Raw genomic sequence first — 14599 nt, 5'->3', positions numbered from 1 at the left:
TCATGAAGCAAACGCTCACTAGCGGACGAGCACTCGTGAACCTGATCCTCTGCGTCATTTCGATCGCGATGATCATTCCGTTCCTTCTCGTCATCTCGATTTCACTGTCCGACGAACAGTCGCTTATCGAGCATGGCTACAAATGGTTGCCCGAGAAGTTCAGCACGCTCGGTTACCAGGTCATGCTTCGCTCTTCGCACGCCATCGTTCACGCTTATGGCATCACGATCCTGATCACGGTCGTCGGTTCGCTGGCGGGATTGCTGTTAACGGCGATGACGGCGTATACGATCTCGCGCCGAGATTTCCGGTATCGGAAGCCGCTGACGTTCTACGTGTTCTTCACGATGCTGTTTCAGGGGGGCATCGTTCCGATGTACATCCTGATGACAAGATATCTGCATCTGCGCAACTCGGTATGGGCGCTCATCCTCCCGCTCTTGATCAGCCCGTTCTACGTCATGATCATGAAAGGGTTCTTGGGCAAGATTCCCGGCGAAATCATCGAATCGGTCAAAGTCGACGGAGCGAGCGAAATGCGGATCTTCTTCCAGATCATCCTGCCGCTCTCGAAGCCGGCGCTCGTCACGGTCGGCCTGATGCTCTCGTTCGGCTATTGGAACGATTGGTTCAACGGCATGCTCTACATTGACGATCCGAACAAGGTGCCGCTGCAGCTGCTGCTGTACCGCAATATGAATGCGATCGAGTTTTTGAAATCCACGGCCATCGCGCAGCAGCTCAATATCGACGTATCCAAGCTGCCGAGCCTGTCCTCGAGGATGGCGATGACCATTCTGGCGGCAGGGCCGATGATGATTGTGTTCCCGTTTTTCCAACGTTATTTCGTAGGCGGATTAACCGTTGGAGCCATAAAGGAATAAGGCAAACCAATATTTGGGGGGATCAGGAAATGGTTACATCGTCAGTGAGAAAAAAATTGTGGGGCTCGGCTTTGGCTGCGTGTCTGATGTTCGGTCTGACGGCTTGCGGAAGCAATTCGGACAATTCGAATTCCGGCAGCGCCGCGAATGCGGGCAACGCGGCGAACAACGCGGCGAACAAAGGCAATGCCGCCGCGAATGCATCGAATAACGCGAGTGCGGCCGATGGATCTGCGGACGCCGCGAAGCTGGATCCTGTTGATCTGACGTGGTATTACCTAGGACCTGCAGGGCAATCCGATCTGGGCTCGGTCGAAGATGCCGTCAACAAAATCACGCAAGAGAAAATCAACGCGACGGTCAAGCTGAAACCGATCGACGGCGGCGAGTACAATCAACGCATGAACACGATCGCGGCTTCCGGCGAAGCCTACGACATCAGCTGGACGGCGAACTGGCTGTTCGACTACGTCGGCAATGCCAACAAAGGCGTATTCCTGCCGCTCGACGACCTGCTGGACAAATACGGCGCCGAGCTCAAAGCCTCCCTGCCCGACTTCATGTGGGAGCAAGTGAAGGTAGGCGGCAAAATCTACGGCGTGCCGAACTATCAAAGCGTTACCGGCCGCGAAGGCTTCGTCTTCCCGCAGGAGATCATCGATAAATATAAGCTGGACCTGTCGACCGTCAAGAAATTCGAAGACATCGCGCCGATGCTCGATACGATCAAGAAGGCCGAGCCGAAGCAATCGCCGATCGTCATGGACCGCAACGGCATGTTCGGTTACCTGATCAACTCCCAAGGCATCGATTCGATTCCGGTCACGAGCCAGAATCCGGTCGGCTTCTACAACACGGACGACGCGGTCAAGCTGTTCAACGTGTACGCGTCCCCTGAATTCAAGCATTACACCGAAGTCGTTCGCGACTGGTACCAGAAGGGCTACATCAATGCGGACGCGCCGACGAACAAATCGGTGGACGACGTGACGAAAGCCGGCCAAGGCTACATTACGTACTCGAACGGCCTCAACCCGGGCTCCGAAGTGTCCATGTCGAACAATCGCTATAACGGCAAGCCGGTCGTATTCGCGCCGCTGACGAACTTCCTGATCAGCTCCAACCCCGGTATCGCCACGGTCAATGCGATCAGCGCGAACTCCAAGAACCCTGAGCGCGCCATGATGTTCCTGAACCTGGTCAACACCGACAAGGAGCTGTACAACCTGCTGTCGTACGGCATCGAAGGCAAGCACTATACCAAGGTCGGCGACAACACGATCAAAGCGATTCCGGACAGCGGCTACAACAACAACAATCCATGGGTATTCGGCGATACGTTCAACGGCTTCCTGCAAGACGGCCAAGCGGCGGACACGTTCGACGTGCAGAAGAAAACGAACGATTCCGCAACGCCAACGAAGATCGTCGGCTTCAAATTCGATACGAGCAGCCTGACGGCGGAAATCGCCAACGTGCAGTCCGTACTGGACGAGTACATGCCGGGCCTGAGCACGGGCGCTGTCGATCCTGCCAAGAAGCTGCCCGATTTCCTTGACCGCCTGCAAAAAGCCGGCATCGACAAAATCGTGGCCGAAGCGCAGAAGCAAGTGGACGCTTGGAAGACAAGCAAGTAGGCAAGTAAGTTAGAGAACTGCAAGAGCAAGCAAGTAAGCAAGTAAGTTAGAGAACTGCAAGAGCAAGCAAGAGAGCAAGCGAGAGCACGTAAGAGAGCAAGCAAGAAAGCACGTAAGAGAGCACGTAAGAGAGCAAGCAAGAGAGCATGCAAGAGAGCACGTAAGAGAGCAAGCAAGAGAGCATGCAAGAGAGCACGTAAGAGAGCCTAACAAAGCAAGTTAAGAACTACGCCGAGCCTGTCCGGCCGCAAGGCCGGGCGGGCAAGCCGGCAAGCGGAGGAAACGACGATGAATACATCAGCCAGAGAAGCACGGCTTCAAGCTTGGTATCGCGATGCGCGCATCGGATTGTTCCTTCACTGGGGCATGCGCACCGGCGACTACGATCGGGACCCGTTCGATCCCGATACGCCTTATGCTTTTGAAACGGTCGAAGCCTTCGAGCAGGCGGCCGCGGATGCCGGCTGGAGCGCGCAGCGGTGGGTTTCCACCGCTGTTCGGCTTCAAGCCAAATACATCACGCTCGCCACGTTCCACTGCGACATGGGCTATCTGAAAATCTGGCCGTCCGACGTGCCCGGCAGCCCGTGCACGAAGCGCGACTATTTGCGGGAAATCATCGATGCGGCCGAAGCGGAAGGCATTCGGGTCGTCATCTACGTCAACCGGGATTCGAAGCATGCCTTCCATCACGGGATTCAATGGCTGGACCGCGAAGCCTATTGCGCGTACAAAGGCGACGAGCAGGTCGATATCATCGCCCGCGACGGCTGGCTGACCTATAGCATGGATGTGATGCTCGAGCTGCTCGACCGCTATCCGGAAATCGCCGGCTTCTGGTTCGACGGCTATCACGACAAGCTGGAGGCGCAGGACGTGTTCGCCCGGCTGCATGCGCGGCGCGAGGATCTGATCCTGATCAACAACGATTTCAGCGACGGGCCGGTGGCGGACGAGGACGCGATGGCGCTGGAGGATTTCGGGAAGAGATGCTCGCCGGACTACGACTACGCGAGCGGCACATGGGCCGGACCGCATGACAAAGAGTTCGCGTTCAAGATGAAATGGGATTGGTTCTATCTCGGCGCAGGCAAGCCGGACTGGGGCGCCTACGAGCTGAACTACGCCAACGTCGCCAGCGACCAGGAATTCGTCAAGCGGATCGCGACGATCGCGGGCTCCTCCTGGAACGCACATCTGGGCTACGGCCCTAAGATCGGCGGCGACTTCCCGGATTTGATCGACAGCTTCACCGCTCACTTCGGGCAGTTCATGGCTTGGGCTTCCGAGTCGATCTACGGCACGTACGGCGGGGGCTACGATCAAGGCGGGTTTCCTCCGGGCCGGTGGCAGGACGGCGCTTACGGCGTGACGACCGTCGTTCCCGGCGAACGTACGCATTATGTGCATATCCTTACGCCGCCTGCCGGGGCGCGGCTTACGCTGCCTGATGCAGGGTATGCCGTCGAGCTGGCGCAGGATTTGAAGACCGGCGAGCCGCTCGCGTTCGTACAGCAGGACGGGTGGCTGACGGTCACCGCGCCTTCTTGGGACGCGGTCGAACAGGACGGCGACATGGTGCTGAAGCTGATCGTGGCCGAGGAGACCGGCATCGTGCCGCGGCATCAAATAACCGTCAGCACCCGATGGGAAATGCCGTATGCGCCGGCGTCCAATGTGCTGGACAGCCATTACGGGCGGTATTTCAAGAGCGCGATGGCGAATCAATGGCCGCAGTCGCTGACGTTCAAGCTTGCCGGCGAGACCTCGCTTCGGGGCATCTCCCTCGTGCAGCCCGAGTCGGGCGCGGTCGGCGAGGGCGGGTATGCGGCGCCGGTCAGCGAGCGGATCAAGGCGTACGACGTCCATGTCAGCCGGGACGGCGAGACGTGGGAGACGGCTGCTTCCGGCGAGCTGCGCAACCAGCGCGGCAAGCAGGTTATTCTGTTCCCGCCGGCCGCGGCGTCGCACGTGCGGTTCACCGCGCATAACAATCACGGCGGGACGGGGACGTTTCAGCTGATTAGCGCGGATTTGCTGACGCACTAATGAAGCTTGCAAGGATCGTTGGCCGGGCGCGCTGCATTCGCCGCTCGGCGGCATCCTTCGGCAGCGCCCGCCTACGCCATCGCGCACGCATCATCCGATCGCGCCATCGCGAACATATCATCGCGAACGCATCATCGCAGACACACCATCCCGAACACGCCACGCATCATCCCGATAGCGCCATCACGCACGTATCATCGCGAACGTATCATTACGCACGCACCATTGCGAAAATACCATCACGCGAACACATCATCGCGAACGCATCATCGCGAAAGTGCCGTCACGTACGTGCCATCACGAACACACTATCGCGAACGCGTCATCGCGAAAGTGCCATCACGCACGCGCCAACACGTACACACTATCGCGAAAGTGCCATCACGTACGCGCCATCACGAACACACTATCGCGAACACGTCATCGCGAAAGTGCCATCACGCACGCGCCATCACGAACACACTATCGCGAACGCATCATCGCGAAAGTGCCATCACGCACGCGCCATCACGAACACACTATCGCGAACGCATCATCGCGAAAGTGCCATCACGTACGCGCCATCACGTACACATCATCGCGAACACACCATTCCGAAAGCACTAAAGAACCGTATGATCGCTATCCGCCCCAATTGCCTGGTTTCTGGAACGTAAAGAATTCCAGCATCGTTAATTGGCTGCTGAGTTCTGCATCTGAGCCTTTTCAACCGGAATAAGGTGCATAGAGTTCGTGAGTCCTGTTAGAAGGGCCGGTATTGAAAATTTAAAGCATGTGCAGTTCGTTAGAATTTGGCAAGCTTCGCAGCAGTATATTGACATGCACACGGGGGAATGTAAGCGTTCATCCAGAAGGTCGAACGGCTCGAACGGCGGTTTCGCGGACGCTCACGATCAGTTATTCGAACGGCGACGCCTCGGCGCGGAGCGCGCTGCTGAGCGCCAACGGGGAACGGCCGTGACGCTGAGCTCCCGCCGACCGGCAGCTTCGGCACCGTCGGGACGATTACCGTCACCGTGACGCTGAACGCGGGCACCAATACGCTCAAGTTCTATACGATGCCTTGGGCGTATGGGCGCCGGATTTCGATAAAATCTAGGTATACTAGGCGCAGGCATGAAGCTGTATCCGTCAGACGCTTGCGATACCTCGCGCAGCTCCCTGCGCAAGGTGTAACGGTATATGATGGCAATCAGACTGTCTCATGCCGGCGTTTGCGGCGATAACGAACAAAGACCAGCGTTCCACGCTCGATATCCGAGCGGGGCGCTGGTCTTTCCGTTCGTTGCGGAGCCGGGAGCTGTCGGTCGAAGGGCCGAATGTCGGTGCCGGATAGCGAAAATCGAATTCGGTAATCCATACTCCCGTCATCCATATCCGAAATCGTAATTCCGTAATCGTAATTCCGTAATCCGTACTCAGTCATTCGTATTTCGTATCCGTACGCATGGAAGGCGGCAGCCAGCCGCTACCCCCGGAGGAACAGCGCCCCGATGACGAGCGAGCCGATAATGCCGTACAGCGCGCTCAGGTTCAAATAATACACGAGGATGAAGTACCCGGCCGCCAGCAGGAACGGAATGAACGTAATGAAGCCCGGCGCGGGTTTCATCGCGTATTTGGCGAAATCGTAGGCCAGCATCGCCATCATGACGAAGATGACCGGCTGGATGCCGCGGATCATCCCCTTGATATACGGATTGTTCTGCAGCTTCGACATGACGCCGACGAGCACGATCATCAGCAGCGCGGTCGGCAGCACCACGGCGGCCAGCGCCACGATGGCCCCGGGCCAACCGGCGACCTTGAAGCCGATGTACGCCGCAAGCTTCGTCGCGATCGGCCCGGGCAGCGAATTGCCGAACGCCAGCGCATGACCGAAGTCCTCCGTCGTCATCCAAGACATCCGGCTCACGACCTCGTTCTCATAAAGCGGAATAATCGAAGGCCCGCCCCCATAGCCAAGCATCGTCGCCCGGCCGAAAGAAAGAAATAATTTCCACAAATCCGTCAGCATGGTACTCTCCGTCCTCTCGGTAGGTGCTTTTCTCTTTTTCTTTTCTTTTCTTCTTCCCTCAGTAATAGCTTGCAAAAAAGTGTGACCGGAGGTCAGTATGGAGGTGGAACAGCGCAAGGTGAATGCTGCATTTCCCGACCTCCGTCGGTAAACGCAAACCAATCACCTTCAGCGGTCGCCTTTGTATTCGGATATCTACATCTAGTCTCTTATATAATCGAGGATATCCGAAATACAACAGCGAGTGGAACCCCATACTGCCCGCAGGTCACATGCCTTTGAAAGCAAGCTTTTACAGCTTCATGCCCATCCGGCTCTTATACCGCTTCAACAACAACTGGCTATCCACGCTGACGATGCCCGGCATCGCGTACACCTTCTCGACGAGGAAACGCTCCATGCCCTGGATCGTCTCGAAGATGCCGTGCATATGCAGCTTGCTCGGTCCGCTCATATGGTACAGGCTGGTGACTTCCGGCTCATCCGCCAGCTTGCCGGACACCTCCTCCAGAAACTGCGGCTCGACCTCGACGTTGAAGAAGGCCGAGATCTCGATGCCGATCCGCGCCGGGTTGATGACGGCCGTGAACCGCTCGATGACGCCTTCGTCCATGAGCGCGGCAATCCGCGTCTGGACCGCGACGCGCGACAGCCCGACCAATTTGCCGAGCTCCGTATAGGAAATCCGCGCGTTCTCGTGCAGCGACGTCAGGATCTTACGGTCCGTTTCGTCGAGCGCAACGACGGGCAGCGTGAACGTGTGCGGCGTTTTCGTAGACAAGATCCCACTCCCTTGTTTCATTTTGAAATGATCGTAACACAAATGGTTGCATAACGGAACCATTAATAAGAAATCAATTTCGTATGGAAATGGAAATGAATTCGCTCATTTTCAAATCGTAGGGCGGTTGGTATAATACTTTCGAGTCAGATGCAAAGCCAAGTTTCGCTTAACAAAAATCATTCCCATCCGAAGGAGCTGCGTAAACGTGATGAAAGCGGCTGTGATCCGGCAGGCGCTGCCGGCCGATTGGTTCGCGCTTGGCGAGCTGCAGGCGAGAAGCTATCATGATGCCTATCGCAGACTGCTGCCGAATGATTTTTTGAACAAGGTGACGGCGGAGAGCCGGCAAGCCGGCTGCCGCGAGCGGCTGCGGGATCTACGGGAGTATACGGCGATGCTGCTCATCGATGACCGGGCAGCGGGATACATAAGTTTGCGGTTTCCGGCGGAAGCGCAGGGCGGAGAAGGCAAAATCACCGCCTTGTACTTGCTGCGCGAGTATTGGGGGCACGGGCTAGGCAAGCGGCTCATGGCCTGCGGGCTTGATCGTCTTCGGGAGCGGGGCTGCGCGGAGGCCGGCTTATGGGTGCTGGAGAAGAACGCGGGGGCGAGACGCTTCTACGAACGGCTGGGCTTCCGTCCGGACGGGCAGGAGCGCGTCGTGATGCGCGGAGACGCTTTCGTTCAATTGCGTTATGAAAGGGAGATCGAAGCATGAGAAGAAGAAACACGGTGCTGGCGGTGCTGCTGCTGGTCGCGGCGGTCGTCTACTTCGTCTTTCATCAGACGGGCTATGCGTTAACCGAGAAGCAGGCGATCCGCAGCGCGGGCGTCTATAGCGGCCAATCGAACGTATTCGCGAAGCCGTTCGGCGACGACAACATCGTCCTGCTGTCGAACGGCAGCCAGATCAAGGCGCAAATCGTGCACCGCAAATGGGGCTTCCTGTACAAGCCGGGCACGTCGGTCGAAATGGCTGCGCTGGAAGGACATCCGAACGTGCGCTACGCCTGGTTCTCGATTGACGGGGACAGCCATGACGGGAAGCGGGATATCGTATTCGCCGCCGAGTCGACCGAGGACGCGGTCAAGAAGGTCGTCATCAGCAACGACAAGCTGAACGCGCCGAAGGATGCCGCGGAGCTGAAAGCGAACGCCTCCGTATACGTCGAGCTGGACCTGAAGCAGACCTATAGCATCGAGGTGCAGGCGATCGACGAGCAGGAGATCGGCAGCTTCGTCATCCGCGGGCTCGATGCCGACGGACGGATCGTGGCCGGCACATAACGCTGGAGTGCTGCCGAACCGCGGCAACGACGCCGGAGGGATGAGGATGAACGAGAAGAAGCCGATGATTTATTTGATTTCGGGGCCGCCGGGCGCGGGGAAATCGACGACGTCGCGGGCGCTTGCGGAGCGGCTCGGCATGAGCGCGCTGATCGACGGCGACGACGTGTATCATATGGTGATCGGCGGCGCTCGCAGGCCGTGGGAAAGCCCGTTCCATATTCGGCTCATGTGGCGGAACATCGCGGCGCTGGCGCACGGGTTCATCGAGAGCGGCCACGATGTCGTCATCAACTACGTCGTGTTCCGCGAAGACATCGGGCTGTTCATCGAAGCGCTCGGCGGCTTGGCGGACGAGACCGCGATGAAGTTCATTCTGCTTGTCGCGGACGAGGACGAGCTGCGCCGCAGGGACGCGGAGCGGAAGCCGGAGCATCGCATGGGCGAACGCTGCGGCATCGTGCTGCACGAGCTGCTGGCAGACGGACCGTCCGAGGCGAGCATCCTCGACACCAGCGCGCTGAGCCTGGAGCAGACGGTTGACGCCATTATCGCAAGCGGCCGATTCGCGCTGGGCTCGTCCCTTCGTTGACGGATCGCATAATCTGATTATTTCCCGGCCGTGCGTATGCGCAAGAAGGCCTATGAGCGCGCCATGCAATTGGGTATACTATCCAATGAAGTTATACAGGCATCATCAGGAATCATCCGCATTCAACATCTTGATGAAATTCAACATATGAAATTCAACATATGAAATTCAACATAATATGAAGGAGGCTGCCGATTCATGAACGGCCATGCGAGCCCGGGAACGATTATATCCTTCCAGGGCGTCACGAAACAGTACGAAGGCGATGCAGCCGTGCTGAAGAATGTCAGCTTCGAGATCGAGCGCGGCAAGTTTTATACGCTGCTCGGGCCGTCCGGCTGCGGCAAAACGACGATTTTGCGCCTGATCGCGGGGTTTACGGTGCCGACGAAGGGCGAGATTTATTTCGACGGCAAGCTGATCAACCACGTGCCCGCCAACAAGCGGCAGGTGAACACGGTGTTCCAGGATTACGCGCTGTTCCCGCATTTGAACGTATTCGAGAACATTGCGTTCGGCCTGCGGATCAAGAAGCTGAAGCAGGCGGAGATCAAGGAGAAGGTGCTGGAGGCGCTCCGTTTCGTCAACCTGGCCGGCTACGAGAACCGGGAAATCAACGAGATGTCCGGCGGCCAGCGGCAGCGCGTCGCCATCGCGCGGGCGATCGTGAACCGGCCGGAGATCATTCTGCTGGACGAGCCGCTGTCGGCGCTCGACCTGAAGCTCCGGACCGAAATGCAGGTCGAGCTGCGCGAGCTGCAGCGCCGCCTCGGCATTACGTTTATTTTCGTCACGCACGACCAGGAGGAGGCGCTCGCGATGTCGGATGAGATTTTCGTCCTGAACGAGGGCAAAATCCAGCAAAGCGGAACGCCGACGGACATTTACGACGAGCCGATCAATCGCTTCGTCGCCGACTTCATCGGCGAATCCAACATCGTGGACGGCCGGATGACGGCGGACTTCCTGGTGGCGTTCGCGGGCAAGTCGTTCACCTGCGTCGACCAGGGGCTGCAGCCGAACGAGCCGGTCGATATCGTGATCCGCCCCGAGGACCTGGAGATCACGCGGCCCGGGGAGGGCAAGCTGGAAGTGCGCGTCGAAACGCAGCTGTTCCGCGGCGTGCACTACGAGATTCAATGCGCCGACGAGGCGGGCAACCGCTGGCTCGTGCATTCCACGCGCAAGGCGGAGGTCGGCGAGGCGATCGGCCTGACGTTCGACCCTGAAGCGATTCACGTCATGCGCCTTAACGAGACGGAAGAAGAGTTCGACAAGCGGCTGGAGGCGTACATATGAGGCCCGCCGCGGAAGCGCAGGCGCAGCTTCGCTCGCTGCCCCGGTCGCGCAACGTCTATCTCGTGCCGTACTTGCTCTGGATGGTGCTGTTCGTCTTCGCGCCGATCGTCCTGATCGTCTACGATTCGCTGTTCGACGTGGAGGGCGCCTTCACGTTCTCGAACTATGCGCATTTCTTCACGCCCGTCTACATGAAGATGACGTTCAGCTCGTTCTGGTACGCCTTCCTCATTACGGCGTTCTCGCTGCTGGTCGGGTATCCGGCGGCGTACCTGCTGACGAAGACGAAGCATAAGCAGCTGTGGCTGCTGCTTATCATCCTCCCGAGCTGGATCAACCTGCTGCTCAAGACGTACGCGTTCATCGGGCTGTTCGGCACGTACGGCGCGGCCAATGCCATCCTGAAGACGATCGGCATCGGACAGCAGCAGATCTTGTTCACGGATTTCAGTTTTATTTTCGTATCGGTCTATATCTTCATTCCGTTCATGATCCTGCCGGTGTTCAACGCGCTGGAGGAAATGAACCCGTCGCTCATCGACGCGTCGCGCGATCTCGGCGCTTCGCCGTGGACGACGTTCCGCCGCGTCATCTTCCCGCTCACGATCAATGGCGTGAAGTCCGGCTGCCAGGCGGTCTTCATCCCGGCGCTGTCGCTCTTCATGATCACGCGGCTGATCGCGGGCAGCCGCATCATTACGCTCGGCACGGCGATCGAGCAGCACTTCCTCGTCACGCAGGACTGGGGCATGGGGGCGACGATCGCGGTGTTCCTTATTATCGCAATGGCCGTCATCATGGTGCTGACCGGCAGTTCGCGCGGCAGGACAAGGAGGTGACCGGACATGAGAACGGGGTTTAAAGCATCCAACATCTATCTATGGCTCGTGTTCGTCATTCTGTATGCGCCGATCCTCTATCTGGCGTATTACTCCTTCAACAGCGGCGAGACGATGCACGGCTTCGACGGCTTCACCTGGCATTGGTACCGGGAAGTGTTCGCGGATACGCGGCTCCTGATCATCCTGCTGAACACGATCGTCATCGCGCTCTTCTCGTCGGCGATTTCGACGATTCTCGGCGTCATCGGGGCGATCGCGATTCACCGGCTGCGCAAGCTGCAGAACCAGAACGCGCTGCTGTCGCTCAACAACGTGCTCATCGTCAGCCCCGACGTCATCATCGGCGCTTCGTTCCTCATCCTGTTCACGATGCTCGGCATCAAGCTCGGCTTCGCTTCGGTGCTCATCTCGCATATCGCGTTCAGCGTGCCGATCGTCGTCATCATGGTGCTGCCGAAGCTGAAGGAAATGAGTCCGACGCTGCTCGACGCCGCGCGCGATCTCGGGGCGACGGAATGGGACGTGCTGGCGAAGGTCATGCTGCCGTTCATCAAGTCCGGCATTTTCGCGGGCTTCTTCATGGCGCTGACCTACTCGCTCGACGACTTCGCGGTCACGTTCTTCGTAACGGGGAACGGCTTCACGACATTATCCGTCGAGATCTATTCGAGGGCTAGACAAGGCGTATCCTTGTCGATCAATGCACTGTCGACGCTGATCTTCTTGTTCACGCTGATACTGGTCGTCGGCTACTATATGATCAGCCGCCGCGGTCAGCAGGCGAACGCGGGACGCAAAGGCCGCGCCGCGGATTGGAAGGTGCCGAACGAATGAACCAGCTGGTGAGAATGCTGCTCCTTGTCGTCATACTGGGCTTTGCCCTGATGTACGGCGCGTCCGCGCTGAATTCGTCCGAAGGCTTCTCCGGCGCGAACACGTTGACGATCTATAACTGGGGCGATTATATCGACCCGGACCTGGTGTCGGAATTCGAGAAGGAGAACGGCATCAAGGTCATTTACCAAACGTTCGATTCGAATGAAGCGATGATGACGAAGATCGAACAGGGCGGCACGACGTTCGATATCAGCGTCCCGTCCGAATACGCGATCGACAAGATGAAGGAAGAGAACCTGCTGCTGCCGATCGACAAGTCGAAGCTGCCGAACCTGAAGTATATCGATCCGCGGTTCATGAACCTCTCGTTCGACCCGGACAACCGGTACTCCATTCCGTATTTCTGGGGGACGGTCGGCATCGTGTACAATTCGGAGATGCTGGGCGGCCGTACGTTCAAGAGCTGGAACGACTTGTGGGACCCGAGCCTGCGCAACCAAATTCTGCTCGTCGACGGCGCGCGCGAGGTTATCGGATTCGGCTTGAACAGCCTGCACTATTCGCTCAACGACACGAACGAAGCGCATCTGCAGGCGGCGAAGGCGAAGCTGAACGAGCTGACGCCGAACGTGAAGGCGATCGTCGGCGACGAAATCAAAATGCTGCTGGCGAACGAAGAAGCGGCCGTCGGCGTCGTCTGGTCCGGGGACGCTTCGGAGATCATGGATGCCAACGACAAGCTCGATTACGTCGTGCCGGAGGAAGGCTCGAACCTGTGGTTCGACAACATGGTCATTCCGAAGACGGCGAAGAACATCGAGGGCGCGCACAAGTTCATCAACTTCATGCTCGATCCGAAGCATGCCGCGCAGAACGCCGAATACGTCGGCTACGCCACGCCGAACGCGAAGGCACTCGAATACTTGCCGGAGGACATTTCGGGGGATACGCGGTTCTATCCGGCCGACGAGCTGACGTCGAAGCTGGAAGTGTACAAGAACCTGGGCAAGAAGATGCTCGCGCACTATAACGAGCTGTTCCTGGAATTCAAGATGCACCGGAAATAGAGCATCGACAATCTAGAAGGGGGTGTCCCGTACATCATCAAGGATGATAACGGGACATCCCTTCCGTATTATCAGGTTAACCAGTCTGTTCTGGTTAGCCTTTTTTGCTCTGTCGTCAACGGGTAACCCGGCTTAGGAGCAAGCTTCGACCCTGCGCAAAATCTTCCCTTTGGACAATGCGCGTGCCCAGGCGGACCCCGGCCAATGGCTGCTGTTCGCGAAAGAGTATTTAAGCGAGATTCAATCCACCTGTAACGAGCTGCTGCATGTTTCCGTTTCCTTCGCGGTGTCCAGCGTCCCGGTCGCGTGGGAGAAGCTGCCCGAGCAGGCCGAACGGCTGGGCCGGCTGCTGATCGCGGGGCCGCACATGGACGCGAACGTCATCGTGATGGAGCAGGCCGACGTTGCGGCGCAAGCGGACGAGAGTCCGGCGGCGCAGGAGGCGGACGGTTTCCGCAGCATCGGCAATTTGCGGCTGACGCTGGAGACGCAGCTCGAGAGCTGCAGGCAGGATGACTATGCAATAACGCTGGACGAAATCGTCGGCCTCTCCGGGAAGCTGAAGCCGGCGCTCTTCCTGCAGACGTATTATGCCATCGCGTCGCTGCTGCTGAAGGCGCTGAATCAATGGAAGGCGCGCGGGTATTCGGACTTGCTTGAAGAGATCGTCGTCTTGTCCCGGTCGGACATGACTTCCGCGGGGATGAGCGGGATGTGGGGGGGAGCTGCGCCAGGCGAGCGGGCGGCTGTTCGATGCGAGGGCCAGCGAAGCTCAAGCCGAGACGGATCTGCTCGTCGCCAAGCTTCACCGCTGCATCATGGCCGAGCTGGACGGGGACTTGTCGCTGCCGCGGCTCGCGGACGTCGTCTACTTGAATCCCGTCTACCTGTCCCGGCTGTACAAGCAGAAGACGGGTATCGGCCTGTCGGATTACATCGTCAACGCCAAAATCGCCAAGGCGAAGGAGCTCCTCGCGGAGGCGAAGTGGAAGGTGCACGAAATCGCGGCGAAGGTCGGCTACGATTCGACGCCTTCTTTTACGCGGTTCTTCAAGCGCCAGACGAACCTGTCGCCGCAGGAGTACCGGGATTCGATTTCCGGCGCTCAGTCATGACCAACGCATCGGCCGAGGAGCGGAACGGGCTGCCGGTTGAGGGGCTTACGAACCAAGGACGACTTATTCGGCCGAAAAGAACCTCTGGAACTACCTAGCGAATCTGAGGAGCGCTATTTCGGGACAAGCCCATATAATGGCGGGCTGATCGGTCGAATAGAGACTCTCAGGTTCCTTGCGTTGTAGCAA

The 14599-nt window shown here is 58.3% G+C and carries 14 protein-coding genes; 11 read left to right on the top strand and 3 right to left on the bottom strand.

Annotated features, from left to right (window positions below; translation table 11 throughout):
* The first annotated feature begins 2 nt into the window (after positions 1–2).
* From GXP70_RS25940 to GXP70_RS25930, 3 genes are all read left to right on the top strand, one after another.
* A complete protein-coding gene (locus tag GXP70_RS25940) occupies positions 3–884 on the top strand; it encodes a carbohydrate ABC transporter permease (RefSeq protein WP_162359490.1) in 882 nt (293 codons plus the stop codon).
* 44 nt (positions 885–928) lie between these two features.
* The gene (locus tag GXP70_RS25935) at positions 929–2521 is read left to right on the top strand and encodes an ABC transporter substrate-binding protein (RefSeq protein ID WP_162359489.1); all 1593 of its coding nucleotides are present in this window, start codon (positions 929–931) and stop codon (positions 2519–2521) included.
* Positions 2522–2809: 288 nt separating this feature from the next.
* Positions 2810–4570, top strand: coding sequence for an alpha-L-fucosidase (locus GXP70_RS25930; RefSeq protein ID WP_162359488.1), 1761 nt, complete (start codon positions 2810–2812; stop codon positions 4568–4570).
* Between the two features lie 1468 nt (positions 4571–6038).
* On the opposite strand, the gene GXP70_RS25925 is transcribed toward GXP70_RS25930, so the two are convergent.
* Both GXP70_RS25925 and GXP70_RS25920 read right to left on the bottom strand, forming a co-directional pair.
* Positions 6039–6587 carry a chromate transporter gene (locus GXP70_RS25925; RefSeq protein ID WP_162359487.1) on the bottom strand — a complete coding sequence of 183 codons (549 nt, stop codon included), beginning with the start codon at positions 6585–6587 and terminating at the stop codon, positions 6039–6041.
* 292 nt (positions 6588–6879) lie between these two features.
* The gene (locus GXP70_RS25920; protein ID WP_225442553.1) at positions 6880–7368 is read right to left on the bottom strand and encodes a chromate efflux transcriptional regulator ChrS; all 489 of its coding nucleotides are present in this window, start codon (positions 7366–7368) and stop codon (positions 6880–6882) included.
* 211 nt (positions 7369–7579) lie between these two features.
* Here GXP70_RS25920 and GXP70_RS25915 point away from each other — a divergent pair, with 211 nt between their 5' ends.
* The 7 genes from GXP70_RS25915 (at position 7580) to GXP70_RS25885 (ending at position 13295) form a co-directional block, all read left to right on the top strand.
* Positions 7580–8089, top strand: coding sequence for a GNAT family N-acetyltransferase (locus GXP70_RS25915; RefSeq protein WP_225442906.1), 510 nt, complete (start codon positions 7580–7582; stop codon positions 8087–8089).
* On the top strand, positions 8086–8658 hold the full coding sequence (locus GXP70_RS25910; protein ID WP_162359484.1) for a hypothetical protein: 573 nt from the start codon (positions 8086–8088) through the stop codon (positions 8656–8658). Before GXP70_RS25915 ends, GXP70_RS25910 begins: the two co-directional genes overlap by 4 nt.
* Positions 8659–8704: 46 nt before the next feature.
* On the top strand, positions 8705–9250 hold the full coding sequence (locus tag GXP70_RS25905; RefSeq protein WP_162359483.1) for an AAA family ATPase: 546 nt from the start codon (positions 8705–8707) through the stop codon (positions 9248–9250).
* Positions 9251–9448: 198 nt separating this feature from the next.
* The gene (locus GXP70_RS25900; RefSeq protein ID WP_162359482.1) at positions 9449–10549 is read left to right on the top strand and encodes an ABC transporter ATP-binding protein; all 1101 of its coding nucleotides are present in this window, start codon (positions 9449–9451) and stop codon (positions 10547–10549) included.
* On the top strand, positions 10546–11388 hold the full coding sequence (locus GXP70_RS25895; RefSeq protein ID WP_162359481.1) for an ABC transporter permease: 843 nt from the start codon (positions 10546–10548) through the stop codon (positions 11386–11388). The genes GXP70_RS25900 and GXP70_RS25895 overlap by 4 nt, the downstream gene beginning before the upstream one ends.
* A 6-nt stretch (positions 11389–11394) precedes the next feature.
* Entirely contained in the window at positions 11395–12225 is an 831-nt protein-coding gene (locus tag GXP70_RS25890) for an ABC transporter permease (RefSeq protein ID WP_162359480.1), read from the top strand.
* Positions 12222–13295 (top strand): ABC transporter substrate-binding protein, encoded by a 1074-nt coding sequence (locus GXP70_RS25885; RefSeq protein ID WP_162359479.1) that lies wholly within the window; start codon positions 12222–12224, stop codon positions 13293–13295. Before GXP70_RS25890 ends, GXP70_RS25885 begins: the two co-directional genes overlap by 4 nt.
* 229 nt (positions 13296–13524) lie before the next feature.
* Here GXP70_RS25885 and GXP70_RS25880 read toward each other — a convergent pair whose 3' ends face one another.
* Positions 13525–13923, bottom strand: coding sequence for a hypothetical protein (locus GXP70_RS25880; RefSeq protein WP_162359478.1), 399 nt, complete (start codon positions 13921–13923; stop codon positions 13525–13527).
* A gap of 190 nt (positions 13924–14113) precedes the next feature.
* On the opposite strand from GXP70_RS25880, the gene GXP70_RS25875 reads away from it, so the two are divergent.
* A complete protein-coding gene (locus GXP70_RS25875) occupies positions 14114–14410 on the top strand; it encodes a helix-turn-helix domain-containing protein (RefSeq protein WP_162359477.1) in 297 nt (98 codons plus the stop codon).
* Positions 14411–14599: the final 189 nt, after the last annotated feature.

This window comes from Paenibacillus lycopersici (assembly GCF_010119935.1).
Lineage (GTDB): Bacteria > Bacillota > Bacilli > Paenibacillales > Paenibacillaceae > Paenibacillus_Z > Paenibacillus_Z lycopersici.
The sequence above is the reverse complement of the archived record's forward strand: the minus strand, read 5'-3'. Positions and strand labels throughout refer to the sequence as shown.

Coding starts and splice junctions, on each gene's coding strand:
- GXP70_RS25910 (WP_162359484.1), top strand. CDS start 8,086: ATGAGAAGAAGAAACACGGTGCTGGCGGTGCTGCTGCTGGTCGCGGCG.
- GXP70_RS25930 (WP_162359488.1), top strand. CDS start 2,810: ATGAATACATCAGCCAGAGAAGCACGGCTTCAAGCTTGGTATCGCGAT.
- GXP70_RS25895 (WP_162359481.1), top strand. CDS start 10,546: ATGAGGCCCGCCGCGGAAGCGCAGGCGCAGCTTCGCTCGCTGCCCCGG.
- GXP70_RS25915 (WP_225442906.1), top strand. CDS start 7,580: ATGAAAGCGGCTGTGATCCGGCAGGCGCTGCCGGCCGATTGGTTCGCG.
- GXP70_RS25900 (WP_162359482.1), top strand. CDS start 9,449: ATGAACGGCCATGCGAGCCCGGGAACGATTATATCCTTCCAGGGCGTC.
- GXP70_RS25925 (WP_162359487.1), bottom strand. CDS start 6,587: ATGCTGACGGATTTGTGGAAATTATTTCTTTCTTTCGGCCGGGCGACG.
- GXP70_RS25875 (WP_162359477.1), top strand. CDS start 14,114: ATGGCCGAGCTGGACGGGGACTTGTCGCTGCCGCGGCTCGCGGACGTC.
- GXP70_RS25890 (WP_162359480.1), top strand. CDS start 11,395: ATGAGAACGGGGTTTAAAGCATCCAACATCTATCTATGGCTCGTGTTC.
- GXP70_RS25940 (WP_162359490.1), top strand. CDS start 3: ATGAAGCAAACGCTCACTAGCGGACGAGCACTCGTGAACCTGATCCTC.
- GXP70_RS25885 (WP_162359479.1), top strand. CDS start 12,222: ATGAACCAGCTGGTGAGAATGCTGCTCCTTGTCGTCATACTGGGCTTT.
- GXP70_RS25905 (WP_162359483.1), top strand. CDS start 8,705: ATGAACGAGAAGAAGCCGATGATTTATTTGATTTCGGGGCCGCCGGGC.